The following is an 18,680-nucleotide window of genomic DNA, read 5'->3' as shown; positions in this document are numbered from 1 at the left end:
TGGTACCGCGGAGCACAGATGCTTCGTCCTCATAATGGACGAAGCGTTTTTGTTTAAGGATAGAGTATGAAGGTCAAACCGATCCTACAATCCCAATATCTTGCCGCGCTTGCCATGTTCAAGCAGGCAGTCGTTCAATGCCCGCCCGCGGTATGGGACGCTAAACGCGACAAGGATAAGTTCTGGTATGTTGCCTATCACACCTTGCGGTTCGCTCACCAATACCTGAAAGCCAAAGAGAAAGGTTATCCTCGCTGGGAACAGCGTCCCCACTCGAACACCGGTGTTCCATTCACGAAGGTTGAGATCCTCGAAAAACTTGCACAAGTTGAGCGGGATGTCCTCGAACAGATTCCGCTCATGGATTTGGAAGAAAAAACAGGAGCCGCCGGTGCTCTTGCAAACAAACTGGAGTTACAGATTTACAACATCCGCCACATTCAACACCATACAGGCGAACTATATCAAAGACTGAGCGCGACAGACGCAAAATTGAACTGGGCGTCCAAACGTGCCAAGGAGAAGATATGACCAAGGAATTACCGAAAGCCTACGACTTCAAATCGACCGAGTCGCGCATCTATGCCATGTGGGAGGCGGGCGGATATTTCAAGCCGTGGAATGATCCGAATAAACCGGGCTTCGACCCAAACGTTGAGCCGTTCGTCATCTCCATCCCGCCGCCGAACGTGACCGGTGAACTACATCTCGGTCATGCCATGTTCGTCAGCGTGGAAGACCTGATGATCCGCTATCACCGCATGAAGGGCTACTCCACGCTTTGGGTTCCCGGCACGGATCACGCAGGCATCGCCACGCAGTTGATGGTGGAACAAAACCTGTTGAGAACCGAGGAGGTGACTCGCGAAGAACTTGGGCGTGAGGAATTCCTCAAACGCACCTGGGAGTGGAAAAAGAAATACGGAAGCATCATCACCACCCAGATTCGACGCCTCGGCGCATCCTGTGACTGGGACCGTGAACGCTTCACCCTGGACGATGGGCTAAGCCGTGCCGTCCGCGAGGCGTTCGTGCGCCTGTTTGAGAAAGGACTTATCTACCGCGGACCGCGCCTCATCAACTGGTCGCCTGGACTCAAAACGGCCGTTTCTGACCTCGAAGTGGAATACTCCGAGGAGGATGCCACGTTGTATTATTTCAAATACATGGTGAAGGAGACCTCTGAGGTCTATATCCCTGTAGCAACGATTCGCCCTGAAACCATCTTGGGCGATACGGCGGTGGCTGTTCACCCTGAAGACAAACGCTACAAGAAGTTCATCGGCAAGACCGCCATCGTGCCCATGCTCGGACGTGAAATCCCCATCATCGGCGACGAATACGTGAGCATGGAATTCGGAACCGGCGCGTTGAAGATCACGCCTGGTCACGACCCGAACGATTACGCGATAGCGCACAAACACAACCTGCCAATCATTTCCATTTTGGATGAAGAAGCCAAAGTGAACGAGAATGGCGGGAAATATCACGGCTTGGACCGCTTCGAAGCGCGGAAACAACTCTGGGCGGATATGAACGAGGCGGGGCTTGTCATCAAGACAGAACCGTACCGCACGACCATCCCAAGGTCACAACGCGGAGGCGAGATCGTCGAACCGATGATCTCCGAGCAGTGGTTCGTGCAGATCGAACCGCTGGCGAAAGCCGCGCTCGAAGCCGTAAAGGACGGGCGCATCAAGATCGTGCCGGAACGCTTCGAGAAGATCTATTTCAATTGGCTCGAGAATATCAAGGATTGGTGCATCAGCCGCCAGTTGTGGTGGGGACATCGCATCCCTGTGTGGTATTGCCCCGAGGGACACATGACTTGTACACGTGAAGACCCGACGCAGTGCGGCACCTGCAGCTCGAAGGATATCCATCAAGACGAGGACGTGCTTGACACGTGGTTCTCATCTGGCTTGTGGCCCTTCTCCACGCTCGGCTGGCCCGATGAAACGCCAGACCTAAAATACTTCTACCCTACTTCCTATATGGAAACGGGCTACGACATTTTGTTCTTCTGGGTGGCGCGCATGATCATGAGCGGTTTGGAATATACCGGCGTGGCTCCCTTCCACACCGTGTACCTGCATGGTTTGATCCGCGACGAACACGGACGCAAAATGTCCAAGACGTACGGCAATGTGATCGATCCGCTTGTTGTCATGGATGAACTCGGCACAGACGCGCTTCGCTTCACCCTGTTGGTGGGCGCGACACCCGGCAACGACATGAATCTTTCTGTCAAGAAAGTGGAATCGAACCGCAACTTCGCCAACAAGGTTTGGAACGCGGGACGGTTCGTGATCAACGCGATCAACACGCTTCAACCCGGTGCCGAGCCTGGTGACTACACCCTGGCAGACTCCTGGATTTGGGCGCGCCTGCAAAACCTCATTCGTGATGTGGAGCGGCAGTTCCAGAATTTCCAATACGGGCAGGCTGGTCAGCAAATTTACGATTTCCTTTGGTCCGATTTTGCCGACTGGTATGTGGAAGTGGCGAAAGGCCAATTACAGGATGATGCGACGAAGCACCAAACCACGATCACGCTTGCGCGCGTGTTCGATATGACGCTGCGTCTCTTGCATCCCTTCACTCCGTTCGTGACTGAAGAGATTTGGGGACACCTTCGGTCTGCGTTGCGCGATTCACCCCTGCATGATTTGCACAAGTCCCAGCCGGAGGCGTTGATCGTCGCAAGATGGCCCACGCCGCGTCAGGCCGAAGGCTGGGAAGCGGAAAAGATCGCAGACTTCGAACTCATTCAAGAGATCGTGCGCTCCATCCGCAACCTGCGCGCCGAAAAGAACGTGGCGCCCTCCAGGAAGATCGCTGCGTCTATTTCCGCCGGAGCCAAAGCAAACTTGCTCGATGAGCAATCCAAAGTCATCGCCTCGCTTGCGGGACTCGACCATAAACTCTTCACTATTAACTCTTCATTGAAGGACAAGCCTGCCGACTCCGCTGCCCTCGTGGTTGGCTCAGTGGAGATCTACCTCCCTCTCGCAGGCATGGTCGACCTCGCCAGTGAAAAGACCCGCCTCGAAAAAGAACTCAAGGAAGCCGGGTCTCACATTCAACGCTTGGAGAATCTGCTCAACGGTGACTTCGCCCAAAAGGCTCCGCCCGCCTTGGTGCAAAAAGAACGCGACAAGTTAAACGCATACAAAGAGACTGCCGAGAAGATCAAAGCGCAGTTGAAATAGGTTTTTGTAGGGGCGACACACACCTGCCCAGACCGCAGGTACTGGGTGTGTCGCCCCTACATTATTTTGGAGGTTGTCATGGACAAACCCGCCATCACTGTCCGCCGCGCCGAAGCATCGGACGCCGAAGCGTTCCAAAGAATCTTTACCGGACCCAAAGCGATCTGGGGCACGCTTCAACTTCCATTTCCATCTTCAGACCGATGGCAAAAACGACTTGCCGACCCGCCGGAAGGATCATTCAATCTCGTCGCTTGCCTCGATGCCGAGGTCGTGGGGCAGATTGGTCTATTCACGTTCCCGAACCATCCGCGCCGCAGGCATGTTGGTCAGATCGGCATGGCAGTCCGCGACGATTGGCAGGGCAGGGGAGTCGGTTCCGCGTTGATGCAGGCTGTGATCGACCTTGCCGATAACTGGCTCAATCTCTCCCGCCTCGAGCTGGAAGTGTTTACCGATAATCCGCCCGCGATAGCCTTATACAATAAATTCGGTTTCGTCACGGAAGGGATGTTCAAAAACTTCGCCTACCGTGATGGTCAATATGTGGATGTGTATGCAATGGCGAGGTTAAGATAAAGATCCGGGAGCAGGAGAAATAAAAAGGACGAGCCGCAAACTCGTCCTTTTTACTATTTCATCAGCTCATCCATCTTTTTGATGAAATGGTTCGCATCCCGGAAAAAATTCGCCACATGCACCCTGCCTGTGCGGATCAAAGCCAGGGCTTTCGAATCGGTGCCAATTCCCAGACTGGTACTCGCGATCACATCCGCCGTGCGCCCGCTTCCCTCGGCGATCAGCACCGGGCGCCCATATTGGACGTTATTTCGCGCATCCTCCCATGTGATCTGCCCGCCGTTGATCAATACCGCCACTGTCGGCAGGGAATCGCACAAGGCGCTGGCTGCCGCCGCGATCCATTCCGATTCGTCGCCCCATTTCGATCCGGGACAAAAGATGAAATGCGAATGATGCGGCTCCAGCATGGTTTCCACATTCTCGATATCGCGCGCGGTCACACCGATCATTGGGAAATCCTCCACGCCTCCAGCCTCGCACGCGCGCCCCAATGCAGCCATCACGCCTGTATCCGTGCCGCCGTCGAGGATGACTGCATTTTTGATCAGCGCAAACGGCAGAAGATGTTTCTCGAAGAAAGTCTGCACCGCGGCGACATCCCCATCGCTCATCCCGCCCGCCCCGCCGACGATCACAATGGTCGGTTGCGACTCGGGAAAGCCAAGCAGTCTCCATGCTTCCTTCAACTCATCCAACGCATCAGGGTAAACGACCGGTCTGGCTCTGCCTTGCACAGGGAGCGATTCCATTCGCATGGCTTCATTATACGATGGATGAACAGCGTAAAAATTACAGAATTTAATTTTCAAAAAGAAACCGTTTCTTGAATTGACAGACATACCGCGGGTGGCTATAATGACATTCACAAATTTAAATAACCTTCGGGGCAGGGTGACACGCACCGCAAAAAGCGTGAATTCCCGATCGGTGGTAGAGCCCACGAGTGCTTAGGCACATGATCCGGCGCAACTCCGGAGCCGACAGTTATAGTCTGGATGAGAGAAGGTATCGACACAAGCCTGTACGGGATTTGTGTGGATTCGCGCCCCGAAAACGATTGTTGTTTTCGGGATTTTGATTCTGCGGATTTGCGCGCCTCATTCCCAGACTTGAGCCTGTTCCCACGCCCCGGAGATTTATCTACTCTGAGGCGTTTTTGCTTAAGACCTGACAGGTTTTCCAATACCTGTCAGGTTTCCAGGAAATCATGAAAACCAAAACCCTGCACTCCCTCTCACGCTGGCTTGGATTCGCTTCCATCCTGCTTGCGATTCCGCTCTGGGCATGGATCGTTCGAGCGAGTCGATTACCCAAATTCATCCTGCCGTCGCCCGCAGATGTGTGGAATCGATTTCTTAAAGCCTTGAATGACGGCAGCCTGCTCTATCACACCGGAATTACGCTTTCAGAGGTACTACTTGGCCTTCTGGTCGGTGTTTGTTTTGCCACCATCGTCGGATACGCCCTTGCCAAATCGCGATCGCTCGAGCGGATTCTTTCACCGTACCTTGTGGCAAGCCAGGCGATTCCCATTGTGGCGATCGCGCCGTTGCTCGTCATCTGGCTCGGGGACGGGATTCTTTCGAAGGTCATCATCTGCGCATTGATCGTATTTTTCCCGGTGCTGGTCAATACCATCGTCGGCGTCCGTGCGGTTTCGGCATCCCTGCACGATCTGATGGTCTCCCTCCGCGCCACGCGCTGGCAGATTTTGTGGAAGCTCGAATTACCCGCATCCCTGCCCATCCTGCTGGGTGGACTTCGCATCGGCGCGACGTTGTCGGTCATCGGCGCCATCGTCGGTGAGCTGGTGGACGCCGACCAGGGGCTTGGCTTTTTACTGCAACTGGGTGATTTTCAGTACGACACGTCCATGGTCTTTGTGGCGGTGTTTATGTTGATCACGCTGGCTTTGAGTTTGTACGGCGTTGTTACGCTTTTGGAGAGAAGGTTCTTGAAGTGGCAGAAATAAATGATCGAGACCTGACAGGTTTCTAAAACCTGTCAGGTCTGAAAGCAAAGGAGACTCTGTAATGAAGAAAATGGTTTTGCTCATGCTCGGGCTGGCGCTCGGCCTGATGGGATGCGCCAACTCAAATTCCGCGAATGAGGCTGGGGAACTTCGTCGCATCAAATTGCCGATGGGCTACATCCCAAACGTCCAGTATGCGCCTTTCTATGTCGCGGTGGATAAGGGATATTTTGTGGAAGAAGGCATCGAACTCCAATTTGATTATTCGTTCGAGACCGACGGCGTGGCGTTGACGGGCGCGGGCGAGATTCCGTTCACGGTGGCTTCGGGGGAGCAGGTCTTGCTGGCGCGCTCGCAGGGACTGCCCGTGGTGTATGCATTTGCGTGGTATCAGAAATTCCCGATCTCGGTGGTAACAAAACCCGGACTTGGAATCGAATCGCCCGAAGACTTGCGGGGAAAAGAGATCGGGTTGCCGGGCTTGTTCGGCGCGAATTACATCGGGGTGGAAGCTTTATTATTTACGGCAGGTGTTGGTTCATCCGAAGTAACATACGACGCGATCGGGTTCAATCAGGTCGAATCATTTGCGACAGATGCGAGCGATGTGGTGGTGGTTTACACCGCCAATGAACCCATTGTCCTGCGCGCGCAGGGGTTTGAGTTCACCGAATTGCGTGTTTCGGATTATGCCCAATTGACCTCCAATGGTCTGGTCACAAGCGAAATGACCATTGCGAACGAACCGGAGTTGATCCGCGCCATGACGCGCGCGCTGGCTCGCGGCATCGAGGATGCGATCGCGGATCCCGATGAGGCGTACGCGATCAGCGCGAAGTATGTGGAGAATCTCGATGACCAGAACAAAGATGTTCAGATGCAGGTTTTGAACACCTCCATCGAGTTTTGGCAGGCGGAGCGCATCGGTCTTTCGGACCCGCAGGCATGGGAGAACATGAACAAATTGCTGGTGAAGATGGGTATGATCCCCGGACCCGTTGATTTGAGCAAGGCGTTCACGAACGAGTTCGTGCCGTAAATTGTTGTAGGGGCGACCCGTCAAGATTAAACAAAACCCATACCCCAAAGAAAGGGTCGCCCTGTCGATGGATCATATTAGGCGCGGTCATTAATTGCGGTTTTCTTTTGACGCAAAGTCGCCAAGCCGCAAAGATTCAATAGGTTTTCCTTCGCGCCTCTGCGCCTTTGCGTTAAGAACTCGAACTTGAAAAAGCGCAATTTGTTCCCGTAGTCAGTATACATTCAACAGCAGGGCGACCCTGCGATTACAATTCATTATGATGACCAATATCAACCAACTTGCCCTGCAAATCCATAAAACCCTTCTCGAAGCCTTCGGCGAACCGATCTGGCGGAATCCCCTGCCTGCCATTGACGAACTGGTCTCGACCATCCTTTCGCAGAACACCAACGACGTCAATCGTGACCGGGCATTCGACGCCCTGCGCGCGAAATTCCCAACCTGGGAATCTGTGCGGGACGCGAAGGAAAAGGATGTTATCGAAGCCATCAAACCGGCAGGGCTGGCAAACCAAAAAGGTCCGCGCATTCAACAGGTTTTGAAAGAAATTACAAGGGAGCGCGGCTCGCTCGATCTGAGTTTTCTCAAAGAACTTTCAGTTGAAGATGCCCGAAACTGGCTGACCAAGTTCAACGGTGTGGGACCAAAGACCGCCGCGATTGTTTTATGTTTCTCTTTAGGTAAGCCCGCCTTCCCTGTGGATACGCATGTTTATCGCGTCACCGGTCGTATCGGCTTGTGCCCCGAAAAGATGACCGTCGAGCAGGCGCATCCGCATCTTGAGTCGGTCTTCCCGCCCGAGACGTATTACGCGGCGCACTTAAACATCATCCGTTTGGGACGGGAGGTGTGCAATGCAAGGAAGCCGCTGTGTCCCAAGTGCCCGGTCAGGGAGTTGTGCGGGTATAAAGATAAGACGGGCTGATACAAACCTGCCGTAGGCGGCTGTGATCCCACTTCTCAAAAATGGTAAAATGATTTTATGAAGGCAGCGCTTTTCGGCGCGCACACCCAGGAAGGTTTTCGTTCTATGCATATGGGAAGAGAAAACAAGCGCGAAGTCCAATTGTATATCGAGAATGCGCATGAAGCGTTGGATTCAGGGAAGGTGAATCTCGATAACAAGTTTTTCATGTCCAGCGTCAACCGCTCCTATTACGCGGTTTTCTATGCCGCAAACGCCCTGTTATCGACTCTTGGCGAAGCGCGCAGTAAACACAGCGGCGTCATCAGCGTTTTTCGCCAGCGGTTCATAAAAACCGGCGAACTTCCCGCCGGGTTGAGCGAAATTTATGAGGATTTGATCAACTCGCGGCAGCGGGGCGATTACGATTTGAATACCGATATCGATCACGAAACGGCTTTGGAACTTCTGCAAAAAGCAGGACAATTTGTAGAGGAGGTGGAAAAATGGTTGCAGCGAAACCGCTGGCTTTAAGCCAGATGACGCCCAAAGAAAATGAAGCCCTGCAAACATTCATCCAGCGATTGCTGGCTGGGCAGGAACGGCAAATTGTCGAGGTAATCTTATTTGGCTCGAAAGCGCGGGGGAACAGCACACCGGACTCGGATGTGGATGTGCTTATATTGGCGAAGACCGAGGACCGCCAGTTGCAGAAAGCGATCAGTAAAATTTCCTCCCAGATCGATCTCGATTACGACATCCTGCTGAACTCGCTCCTGATCGCGGACAAGAGGTGGAAACAAATGTCGAAGGAGAGATTCTCCCTATGCCGCAATATAGAGCGGGACGGCATCCTGCTATATCGATTGAATTGAATTCATTGGCGGGTGATGGAATGCCCGATGGAATTCGTTTATTCGTGGTTTCCATTCGTGGATGGTTTGTTATCAGGGAGAACCTCATGAAAAGATCTGCGATTTTCTTTCTCATCATTATCCTTACAGCCTGCGCGACCCCGACCCCGCAGGTGACCATCACCTCCGAGGTGACGGTTACCTTGACGCCTACGCCTACCCAAACCCCCACCCCAGAACCAGCCCTGCCTGCTGAGGTGGTGGAGAAGGACAGCGAACTCAACAAAATGGGAATTCCCGAAGGGGCAAGATTGGGACAGGATGAAAATGGAAAACCTATTTACTATGTTACAAACCCAGCAGGGGAACAAGTAACTGTTGGATAGCAAAATGAAGAGGGAAAATGGGAACTGGCTGACTCTTTAAAATATAAACTTTATGCAACTGTTGAAGAAGCAGAAGCCAGTGGGATAGTTATGGATACAGAATATGTCCTGCGTGGCGGACCAGGGCAGGCAGCCAAACTAAAGGGCGAACCATTTCCAGAAGATGTTCTAACTGGGTTAAATGTTGAAGTGGTTAAACCAAATGTGAAAGACCCCTACAATGATCAATTAAATTTTGACGGTGAAGGCCTTTACCTTATTGAGAAAAATCCAGACAAAGCACCATTTCGCCTTGCTGGTTGTTTTTTATATAAAAATATCGTAAATGGGGTTGAACGACCTGGTTATGGTTATGTTTGGGAATGGATAAATCCAGACAGATCAATCGTTCGTATTACTACTATAGCCTCTGCGAAGCCAAACGCAGCATTAGTTTGGAGACCATTTGCAAGTTTTAACTTTACTAAGGATGTAAATTCTCCATTTCTTAACGAAATAGCGCACGATGAAGAAATGAACCAGCTTATGCTTCAATGGGCTGAAACAAATATTGTGCCAGCAGAACTTCAAGACCGAGCACTTGTGATAGCTTTCCGATTCAAAGAATAGTTTACAAATTTACCAATTTGCATAAATCAATTATTTAATCTAGTATTAGATAATGGTTAAAGTTATCAAATATTTTCTCCTATTTTTATTGCTTTTAATTATTGTTGGTACTTCATATTTCATATTTGAATCTCTGAGTGTAAGAAAGAGTATTAATTACCAAAATCTTGAAAAAATCCCTAAAGTCAGTTGGCTAAATATCAGGTCGGGTATTTTTGGTTTAGTCATAAAGACAACATCTAAAAGAACATTGGACTACTACGATGAAACAAAATATTTATCAGTCATTGCACCCAAAGAAGATATCTATAAAGAATATCCTGAGGCGTCGTTATATTAATTAATAAGTGGTGTAATACCTAATGAAGATACTAATACTAAACTTTTTTTATATATCCAGCAGTTTTTAGAACAAAATTTAGAAGAAATGATTATCTACTTTTCTTGCAAGAAAATATTCAAAAGAATGGAAAGATTGGATATATACTTATTGCATATCCTGTAAATCTCATACAAACTAAAACTATGGGTGAGTTTATTAGTATGATTACAAACAAGTCCTTATTCGCTCCACTATTTTCGCCAATTTATAAATTTGATTCGGTAGAAATATGTAGTCAAAAGTTTAATAATAAAAACTACTGCAAATGGCTACTATCCCATCAAATTTCATTATGATCCTGAAAACACAGACGGTATAATCCCCCGTCATGGAAATTCCTCCCGTCAGCCTAGCATTGGAAAAATTGAACATCCCTCATCGAATCTTCCGCCACGAAACGCCGGTGGATTCGCTGGAGAATGCGGCGCGTGACCGCGGTCAGCGACCGTCCCAGGTGGTGCGGACCATCCTCTTCCGCGTGACGGAGGATGAGTTCGCTCTCGTCCTCGTGGCGGGACCGGCGCAAATCTCGTGGAAGAAACTGCGGAAGATCCTCGGGCGTTCGCGCATCACGATGGCGACGGATGAAGACGTGTTCTCAGTGACGGGGTACAAGGTCGGGACGGTGGGTCCGTTTGGGTTGGCGAAACAGGTCAAAATCATGATCGAGGCGGGAGTCCTCAAAGAGGAGGAAATTTCCATCGGTTCGGGGATGCGCGATACCGCGGTCATCCTCAAGAGCGCGGATTTGCATCTGGCGTTAAACGGCGCGGAGGTTGTATCATTGATGGAAACAGAGGAGCCAAACCAGCCATGATGGATCACACCGTATATCTTGCCCTCGGAAGCAATATGGGGAACCGACTCGCGAACTTGAAGAACGCCATTTCGAACCTGCCGCCTCAAATGGACGTAAAGAAGAGATCGCCGGTGTACGAGACTCCGCCCTGGGGATATGCCGACCAGCCGCCGTTCTTGAACCAATGCGTGATGGCGGAAACGTACCTCGAGCCGGAGGGTCTGCTCGGACATTTGAAGCGCCTCGAAACCGCGCTCGGGCGTGAGAAGTCGTTCGAGAATGGTCCGCGCCTGATCGATATCGACATATTGTTTTACGACGAGTTGATCCTGAACACGCCGCCTCTGGTCATTCCACATCCGCGCATGCATACCCGCGGATTTGTGCTCGTGCCGTTGAACGACATTGCTCCCGACCTTGTTCATCCCGTGTTGGGAAAACCCGTCGGCGAATTGCTGCTGGATGCTGAACGGGTGAACATCCATGAATATAAAGGAAAGTAATAATGCGCATCATCCGTTATCAAACCCCCGAAGGGACATCCACCTACGGCTGGATCCTCGAGGATAAGGTCGGCGAAGTGCAGGGAAATCTATTCGGCGAATACCGCCGCCGCGAGGCGCGGACCCCGCTCAAGGAATTGAAACTCCTTGCTCCCTGCGAACCGAGCAAGATCATCTGCGTTGGGCGGAATTATGTTGAGCATGCCAAAGAGTTGGGAAATGAAGTGCCGAAAATCCCGCTCATCTTTTTGAAGCCGCCTTCTTCCATCATTGCGACGGGAGAAAACATCATCCTGCCGTCGCAGTCGAAGCAGGTGGAGCATGAAGGGGAGCTGGTCGTGGTGATCGGCAAACGCGCCAGGAACGTCACCGCCGAGAACGCCAAGGAATATATCTTCGGCTATACCGTCGGCAACGACGTCACTGCCCGCGACCTGCAAAAAACGGACGGTCAATGGACGCGCGCAAAAGGCTTCGATACGTTCTGTTCCTTCGGTCCGTGGATCGACACCGACTTCGACCCGTCTGATGCGGTGGTGACCTGCCGTGTCAACGGGCAGATGCGGCAGATGGCTTCGACGCGCGATATGGTATTCAATGTGGGGACGTTGGTCGCCTATATCTCGTCGGTCATGACTCTCGAACCCGGAGATTTGATCTTCACCGGAACCCCCGCGGGTGTGGGCGAGTTGAGAAATGGCGATGTTGTGGACGTGGAGATCGAAGGGTTGGGGAAGTTAAGCAACCCGGTAAAAGCGTAAGACGTGATGCGTAAGTGGAAAACGTAAAACGCAAAGAGGTTGTGAATTCCCTTTGCGGCCTTGCGTCTTTGCGTCAAGCTCTTATTCTGTTGTGTTTTCAGTAGAAATAATTTCTTTTTCAGCCGGGCGGGAAAGTTGCAAATAGGCAATATCAATCGCGAAAGTAGTGAAAGCGCCGACGATACCCGAGTAAAGGGCGAGGGCGGGGAAGAATAAACAAACGAATACAGCCATGACGATCCAAAACATCTGCTCGCCAAATTCCATCGCAACCGGAGCAAACACGACGGGGATCATCGCGGGGACGACAAAAATACTCGAGAGAAACGAAGCGCCAAAATAAACGATCAGCGTCAGAATGATAAATTTCCATACATGTTCGCGCACGATCTGTAATGCTCTTTTTACAGCATCCCATGCGCCGAGGTCTTCCTCGATGACCGAGACGATTCCCCCGTTCATTACGGCGGCAACGAGAAAGGACAGGGGAGTGATAAGGATCATCACCGGTTGGAGGCAGAAAGATGCAATGCCCATAGTGACTGCGATAAGCGCGGCAGCGCAAAGAAAAAACGCGGTGAAGATCAGACCGATCGTCAAATTTACGATCAACATCACGCCGAGAGCGCGGGCGAAATATTGAAACCCATCGCGGAACAGGTCCATGAAAGAGGTCGAGCCGGTTCCCCGTTCGACGCGCAGAATTCCGAGAGTCAACGAGGTCAACCCGGCGGCGCTGGCAAGGAAACTGGCGATCATGCCGAGCGCGATCACCCCGACCCATAGCGCGATGACCAATCCCATCATGTCTTCGTTCCCCTCCAAAAGGAAGAGGGGGGCGGCAATGACAAGAAAGATGACCGAGGCGATTAACATCGGAAACATCATGAAAAGCACGAAAGACTTGTATTTCCACGTCAACTTGAATGCGCGGGTGAGGGTGTTACCATAATCGAAGTTCATATCAATCTCCCGATGCTCAATCGAATTACTCCCATTCTATCGTCGCGGGCGGTTTGCTCGTTATATCATAAACGACTCGGTTGATTCCCTGCACTTCATTCACAATGCGGCTCGAAATCTTTGCCAACAACTCATGCGGCAGGCGTGCCCAATCGGCTGTCATGAAGTCATCCGTGGTCACAGCGCGGATCGCCGCCGCTTCCTGATACGTGCGCTGGTCGCCCATCACGCCAACGGAACGCACGGGCAATAAAACCATAAACGCTTGTGATGTCTGCGCTCCTTTGCCAAGATAACCTGCTTTGGATAATTCTTCGAGAAGGATCGAGTCCGCCGCCCGCAGACGGGACAGGCGCTCAGGCGTACACTCTCCAAGACAACGCACGGTCAAGCCCGGACCCGGAAACGGTTGCCGCCACACCAAGCCTGGATTCAAGCCGAGAGCTTCGCCCACCAATCGCACTTCGTCCTTGAATAAATATCTCAACGGCTCGACGAGTTCGAACTGCATATCTTCGGGAAGTCCCCCAACGTTGTGATGTGACTTGATCTTCTCCGCCTTGCTTCGATCCGGACCTGAAGATTCAACGACATCGGGGTAGATCGTCCCTTGTACCAAAAATCTTGGCTGGCCAATGTTTTGCGCCTCACGCTCGAAGATGCGGATGAATTTTTCCCCAACGACTTTTCGTTTTTGCTCAGGCTCGGTGACTCCCTTCAATGCGCCTAGAAAGTCATCGGCGGCATCCACAGTGATGAGTTCCGCGCCCAAACCCTCCCGAAATGCCGATGCCACTTGCGCGCCTTCGTTTGCGCGCAAGAGTCCGGTATTCACAAACACGCAGACGAGTTGGTCGCCAATGGCTTTGTGAACCAACGCCGCCGCGACTGACGAATCCACTCCGCCCGAAACCGCAGCAAGGACTCTTTCTCTTCCAACCTGGCTGCGAATTTTATCCACCGCATCGTCGATGATGGAGGCGGGGGTCCAATCCGGTTTCGCACCGCATATGTCGATGGCGAAGTGCTTGAGGAGTTCGCTTCCATTCGGGGTGTGATTTACTTCCAGGTGGAATTGCACGCCGAAGTATTTGCGTTTCATGTCGCCCATTGCCGCGTAGGGACTATTGCCCGATTTTGCCAGCGCGATAAATCCCGGCGGTAGTTGCGCGACTTTATCTCCGTGCGACATCCAGACTTTGGATAAAACATCCAGCATCGTGCCTGGAACCAACGGCGTAATCTCTGCCTGCCCATACTCACGTTCCGTTGATGGGTTTACCTTGCCGCCGAGGGCGTGGGCGAGCGCTTGCATCCCATAGCAGATGCCGAGGATGGGCAATCCGCTTTCGAGAATGAATTTTTGGATGTATGGCGCGTTCTCTTCATAAACGGATTTGGGTCCGCCGGACAAAATAAATCCTTTCGGGTGAATCGAAAATATTTTTTCCTGCGGCGCATCCCAGGGGAAGAGTTCACAATAGACTTGCCCCTCTCGCACGCGCCGGGCGATGATCTGTGCGTACTGGGAACCGAAGTCGAGAATGGCGATTGAGTTCATGTATCAATTCCGTAGGGGCGAGGTTGCCTCGCCCCTACAAATTCGAAATCAAATGAAAATGTAAATGCGGAAAATCCTGATACTCTCCGCCGTTGACGATGAGTCTGTAGGCTTTCAATTCGAATTCCTTCACGAGACTTTGCACGGTGGAATACAAGTCCGTGAGGAAGGCGGTGTCGTGCGGGTCGAGATCTGCCAGCGATTGAATCTGCCGCTTGGGGACGATCAGTAAATGAAACTTATGGCCAGGAGAAGGGTGCTGAAACGCGACCAGGTTCGGGGTCTCGCGGAGACGTTTGACAGGGATGGCAAAGCTCATGTAGGTGAATATCCAACCGATGAGGAAGGCGGTAAATCGATGATGGAGAAATCTGCGCAGCAAGGTTTTTACGAATTGCGCATCACATATTCTGTAATGCGTAATGTGTATCTAAACGAATTCGATCCTGCCATCATCCAATGACTTGATGCAGGCGATGGATTCGATGGGAACGCCGAGCGAAGCCAGCGCATCCCGCCCGCCTTCGAAGATCTTTTCGATCAACGCGCCGATGCCAACGATATGCGAGCCGGAGGCTTCTGCCAGACGCGCGAGCCCGAGGATGGTCTGCCCGCTGGCGAGGAAGTCGTCGATGATGAGCACCTTTTCATCGTTGGCGAGATATTCCGGCGAGACGATCAACTCGACCATGCGGCCTTTCGTGTGCGACGGCGCGAGCGTGAGATAGACCTGGTCTGGCATGGTGATGGGTTTGGTCTTGCGAGCATAGACGACCGGAAGATTCATATGAATAGCAGTTGTCAATGCCGGGGCGATGCCGGAGATTTCTGCCGTGAGGATCTTCGTTGCTCCCACCTTTGTAAATCGTTTTGCGAAATCCCGCCCGCATTCATCCATGAGTTTCGGGTCCACTTGATGGTTGACGAAGCTATCCACTTTCAAAATCCCGCCGCCAAGGACCTGCCCCTCCTTCAATATTCGTTCCTGCAATGAGTTCATTCAGCCTCCGATTGTCTGGACAGATTATGAAATGATTTTACATCCGGATTTGAAAAGAGGAAAGATGAGATAAGCAGGGGAAAATTATTGCCGAACGAATCGAGCGTCGCGTTTCATGCCTCCTTATCTTCAATTAATCCCTCAAAATTGACTGTGTTAGAATCCTGCGGGTCATGGACAAAATCAAGTTTGTGCTGGCATCCAACTCTCCGCGCAGGAAACAATTATTCTCGTTGGGCAGATGGGAATTCGACGTCATCGCTGCGGATGTGGATGAGACTCCCTTCGAAGGCGAGCCTCCACGGGAGTACGTTATCAGACTGGCAAAAGCCAAGGCGACAGCGATTCGATCCCGGGCGGGGTCTGATGCGGTCATCGTCGGGTCGGATACAACAGTCGTGGATGAAAACGAAATCCTCGGTAAGCCTCTCAATGGAGATGACGCGCGGCGAATGTTAAAACAATTGCGGGGGAGGGTCCATCAGGTTTATACCGGCATCACGATCCTGCAAAATGAAAAAATGGTGGTTGACCTGTGCATTACCGATGTGCCAATGCGCGATTATTCCGATCAAGAGGTCGAAAGTTATATCCAAACGGGCGACCCGATGGACAAGGCGGGCGCATATGCGATACAACATCCGGAATTCAATCCTGTGACCGGTCTGGAAGGCTGTTACGCCAGTGTGATGGGACTGCCCATGTGCCATATCCTGCGCGCGTTGACCCATTTTGAGATTGCGACTCCTGCCGATGTGCCTTCGTCTTGCCAGACTCTTTTGAAGTATGATTGCAAAGTTTCGCCCGCCATCCTGAGCGGCGAGCTCGTCCAATAAGAACCGAAAGGATAGAATGAAGTCAACACGCTGGATTCAAATACCCCTCATCGCACTTATCCTTGCCGGGTGCAGTTCCTCGCAAGGCGGGGTTGGCTCGATCTTCGCAACCGATACGCCTCTGCCCACGCCGAAAGTCGGTGTGACCCCCGCTCCGAATGTGGAGGCGGCGGTGACGGGGTTCTTCGATGCGCTGAAAAGCGATGACTACGAAGTGATGTATTCGATGCTTTCGCTGTCCAGCCGCGAGAAACTCACGCTGGAGGATTTTTCAAAGCGATGGAACGATGCGTTGAACACCATGAGCGCCTCGGACTTGGACGTTTCAATTTTGTCGTCCTCCGTCAGCCCGTTCAATGCCGAAGTGACATATGCCATCACATACAAGACCGTTTTGGCGGGGGATATTTCCCGCGAGATCGTGATGCGGATGGTCAACGAAGAGAATGGCTGGAAGATCAACTGGGACGACGCGTTGATTTTGCCGGAACTGGCGGGCGGCAATCAACTGGTCATGGAGTACAACATCCCGGCGCGCGGCGATATCTACGACCGCGAAGGGCTGCCCATTGCAACCCAGGCGGATGCGTTTGCCTTCGGCATTCAGACCGATCAGATCGATAACGAAATGGTCGGCGCTTTGACCTCCGAATTGGGGCGCTTGTGTGGTTTCGACCCGCTCGGCATTCAAGGTCTGATCGACTCATCCGGACCCGGCTGGTACCTGCCCATGTGCGAAGGGACTCGCGCCGAAGCCCAGCGATTGCTCTCGATCAACCCGGGCGGGCTGGTGGTTCAGGAATATTCGTCGCGGTATTATTTCCGCGGCGGGTTGGCACCGCAGGCGGTCGGATACACCCTTGCCATTTCACCCGAGCAATTGAATCAATACAAGCGGCTTGGCTACAGCGGGAGTGAACGCATCGGTCAGACCGGGGTGGAGCAGTGGGCGGAGGATTATCTTGCCGGGAAGCACGGCGGCACGTTGCGCGTTGTCAGCCCGACCGGGCAGATCATTTCCACGCTCGGGCAAAGCGCGCCTGAACCCGCTGATTCGGTCTATCTCACCATCGACAGCAATCTTCAATTTCATGCTCAGGCGGCGGTGGAATTCTTCCGCGGCGCGATCGTCATCATGGAAGTAAATACGGGCCGTATCCTTGCCATGGCATCCGGTCCCGATTACGACCCGAATGTTTTCGATTCCAACAACCCGAACAACATTGCACTGAACAGCCTGCTGAACGATGCAAGGACTCCGCTGCTCAACCGCGCCGCGCAGGGGCAGCTCCCGCTCGGCTCGGTTTTCAAGATCATCACCTTCTCCGCCGCCCTTGAAAGCGGGCTATATTTGAAGGATACCGAATACGATTGCCAGTACGAATTCACCGAATTAACCGACCAGATCCGCTATGACTGGACGTGGCAGCACTGCCAGGACCGCATTGCCGCCGGCCAGTTTTGCAATACCTCCGACAGCACGCCTTCCGGCTTGATCACCTTGCAGGAAGGTCTGATGCGATCATGCAACCCATATTTCTGGCATATCGGCAACGATCTTTATACGAACTGGGATCGCGGCAACGACATTGCAAACATGGCGCGCGGGTTTGGGCTCGGATCGCCAACCGGCATCGGGCAAATCCCCGAAGAAGCCGGGCAGATCACAGACCCAGCCACCCAGATCGATGCAGTCAATCAGGCTATCGGGCAGGGCGAAGTGCTCGTCACGCCGCTGCAAGTTGCGCGCTTCATGGCGGCGATCGCCAACGGCGGCACGTTGTACCGTCCGCAGATCGTCGAGAAGATTCAACCTGTCGAAGGCGACCCTGTGGTGACGTTCAAGCCGGAGGCGCAGGGGACCCTTCCGCTTCGGTCGGAGAATCTCGAAATCCTGCAGGAAGCGCTCCGAATGGTGGTGGATAATCCGCGCGGGACCGCACGTTTCAATCTCCTTGGTCTGCAATTCAGAGTGGCCGGCAAGACCGGCACGGCCGAATCCGGCAGCGGGAAACCACACGGTTGGTTCGCAGGGTATACGCTGAACGAAGCCAACACCGATCTGCCCGATATTGCCATCGTTGCGGTCGGCGAGAACGTCGGTGAAGGCTCCGAATATGCCGTGCCATTCTTCCGCGCGATGGTTGAAGCTTATTATTATGGAAGCCCGCAGCGCCAGTATTATGATTTCGGTCAGATCGGGTATCCGCCCTACACGCCCACACCGCCGTCGGGCGGGGTGTTCCCGTAACATAGGTGACAGTCACCTCCGAGGTGACTGTCACCTGAGGTTATCAGGTGGCAAACGCAAGTG

20 protein-coding genes and 1 riboswitch are annotated in these 18,680 nt (G+C 52.6%); of the genes, 15 read left to right on the top strand and 5 right to left on the bottom strand.

Annotation, left to right across the window (positions count from 1 at the left end):
• Positions 1-66: 66 nt before the first annotated feature.
• The 3 genes from HS100_02070 to HS100_02060 all read left to right on the top strand — a co-directional run bounded on the left by HS100_02070 (position 67) and on the right by HS100_02060 (position 3,791).
• Entirely contained in the window at positions 67-531 is a 465-nt protein-coding gene (locus HS100_02070; GenBank protein ID MBE7432680.1) for a DinB family protein, read from the top strand.
• On the top strand, positions 528-3,212 hold the full coding sequence (locus tag HS100_02065; GenBank protein MBE7432679.1) for a valine--tRNA ligase: 2,685 nt from the start codon (positions 528-530) through the stop codon (positions 3,210-3,212). The genes HS100_02070 and HS100_02065 overlap by 4 nt, the downstream gene beginning before the upstream one ends.
• A 78-nt stretch (positions 3,213-3,290) precedes the next feature.
• Positions 3,291-3,791 carry a GNAT family N-acetyltransferase gene (locus HS100_02060; protein MBE7432678.1) on the top strand — a complete coding sequence of 167 codons (501 nt, stop codon included), beginning with the start codon at positions 3,291-3,293 and terminating at the stop codon, positions 3,789-3,791.
• 53 nt (positions 3,792-3,844) lie between these two features.
• Here HS100_02060 and HS100_02055 read toward each other — a convergent pair whose 3' ends face one another.
• Complete coding sequence (locus HS100_02055) at positions 3,845-4,549, bottom strand: hypothetical protein (GenBank protein MBE7432677.1); 705 nt, start codon at positions 4,547-4,549, stop codon at positions 3,845-3,847.
• Between the two features lie 118 nt (positions 4,550-4,667).
• Positions 4,668-4,805, top strand: a riboswitch (FMN riboswitch).
• A 196-nt stretch (positions 4,806-5,001) separates the two neighbouring features.
• On the opposite strand from HS100_02055, the gene HS100_02050 reads away from it, so the two are divergent.
• The 10 genes from HS100_02050 (at position 5,002) to HS100_02005 (ending at position 12,006) form a co-directional block, all read left to right on the top strand.
• Positions 5,002-5,766: an ABC transporter permease gene (locus tag HS100_02050; protein MBE7432676.1), complete on the top strand. Its 765-nt coding sequence runs from the start codon at positions 5,002-5,004 to the stop codon at positions 5,764-5,766.
• 61 nt (positions 5,767-5,827) lie between these two features.
• Positions 5,828-6,805: an ABC transporter substrate-binding protein gene (locus HS100_02045; GenBank protein MBE7432675.1), complete on the top strand. Its 978-nt coding sequence runs from the start codon at positions 5,828-5,830 to the stop codon at positions 6,803-6,805.
• Positions 6,806-7,067: 262 nt separating this feature from the next.
• Positions 7,068-7,733, top strand: a complete 666-nt coding sequence (locus tag HS100_02040; protein ID MBE7432674.1) for an endonuclease III — start codon at positions 7,068-7,070, stop codon at positions 7,731-7,733.
• A 57-nt stretch (positions 7,734-7,790) separates the two neighbouring features.
• Positions 7,791-8,246, top strand: coding sequence for a HEPN domain-containing protein (locus HS100_02035; GenBank protein ID MBE7432673.1), 456 nt, complete (start codon positions 7,791-7,793; stop codon positions 8,244-8,246).
• Positions 8,219-8,587, top strand: coding sequence for a nucleotidyltransferase domain-containing protein (locus tag HS100_02030; protein MBE7432672.1), 369 nt, complete (start codon positions 8,219-8,221; stop codon positions 8,585-8,587). Before HS100_02035 ends, HS100_02030 begins: the two co-directional genes overlap by 28 nt.
• Before the next feature lie 86 nt (positions 8,588-8,673).
• On the top strand, positions 8,674-8,952 hold the full coding sequence (locus HS100_02025) for a hypothetical protein (GenBank protein ID MBE7432671.1): 279 nt from the start codon (positions 8,674-8,676) through the stop codon (positions 8,950-8,952).
• A gap of 90 nt (positions 8,953-9,042) precedes the next feature.
• Complete coding sequence (locus HS100_02020; protein MBE7432670.1) at positions 9,043-9,561, top strand: hypothetical protein; 519 nt, start codon at positions 9,043-9,045, stop codon at positions 9,559-9,561.
• Between the two features lie 710 nt (positions 9,562-10,271).
• Positions 10,272-10,760 carry a YbaK/EbsC family protein gene (locus tag HS100_02015; GenBank protein ID MBE7432669.1) on the top strand — a complete coding sequence of 163 codons (489 nt, stop codon included), beginning with the start codon at positions 10,272-10,274 and terminating at the stop codon, positions 10,758-10,760.
• The gene (gene folK, locus HS100_02010) at positions 10,757-11,245 is read left to right on the top strand and encodes a 2-amino-4-hydroxy-6-hydroxymethyldihydropteridine diphosphokinase (GenBank protein MBE7432668.1); all 489 of its coding nucleotides are present in this window, start codon (positions 10,757-10,759) and stop codon (positions 11,243-11,245) included. The genes HS100_02015 and folK overlap by 4 nt, the downstream gene beginning before the upstream one ends.
• Before the next feature lie 2 nt (positions 11,246-11,247).
• Positions 11,248-12,006 carry a fumarylacetoacetate hydrolase family protein gene (locus HS100_02005; protein MBE7432667.1) on the top strand — a complete coding sequence of 253 codons (759 nt, stop codon included), beginning with the start codon at positions 11,248-11,250 and terminating at the stop codon, positions 12,004-12,006.
• An 81-nt stretch (positions 12,007-12,087) separates the two neighbouring features.
• Here the strand turns inward: HS100_02005 and HS100_02000 are convergent, their stop codons facing one another.
• From HS100_02000 to xpt, 4 genes are read right to left on the bottom strand one after another with little or no spacing between them, the layout of a single operon-like run.
• Entirely contained in the window at positions 12,088-12,969 is an 882-nt protein-coding gene (locus HS100_02000) for a hypothetical protein (protein ID MBE7432666.1), read from the bottom strand.
• Between the two features lie 25 nt (positions 12,970-12,994).
• Entirely contained in the window at positions 12,995-14,530 is a 1,536-nt protein-coding gene (gene guaA, locus HS100_01995) for a glutamine-hydrolyzing GMP synthase (protein MBE7432665.1), read from the bottom strand.
• Positions 14,531-14,564: 34 nt separating this feature from the next.
• A complete protein-coding gene (locus tag HS100_01990; GenBank protein MBE7432664.1) occupies positions 14,565-14,912 on the bottom strand; it encodes an HIT domain-containing protein in 348 nt (115 codons plus the stop codon).
• 48 nt (positions 14,913-14,960) lie between these two features.
• Positions 14,961-15,530, bottom strand: coding sequence for a xanthine phosphoribosyltransferase (xpt, locus tag HS100_01985; protein ID MBE7432663.1), 570 nt, complete (start codon positions 15,528-15,530; stop codon positions 14,961-14,963).
• Positions 15,531-15,703: 173 nt separating this feature from the next.
• Between xpt and maf the strand changes: the two genes are divergently transcribed.
• Together maf and HS100_01975 are read left to right on the top strand one after the other, a co-directional pair.
• Complete coding sequence (gene maf / locus HS100_01980) at positions 15,704-16,366, top strand: septum formation protein Maf (GenBank protein ID MBE7432662.1); 663 nt, start codon at positions 15,704-15,706, stop codon at positions 16,364-16,366.
• Between the two features lie 16 nt (positions 16,367-16,382).
• Entirely contained in the window at positions 16,383-18,617 is a 2,235-nt protein-coding gene (locus tag HS100_01975) for a hypothetical protein (protein MBE7432661.1), read from the top strand.
• The last annotated feature ends 63 nt before the right edge of the window (positions 18,618-18,680 follow it).

This window comes from Anaerolineales bacterium (assembly GCA_015075725.1).
GTDB lineage: Bacteria > Chloroflexota > Anaerolineae > Anaerolineales > Villigracilaceae > Villigracilis.
The sequence above is the reverse complement of the archived record's forward strand: the minus strand, read 5'-3'. Positions and strand labels throughout refer to the sequence as shown.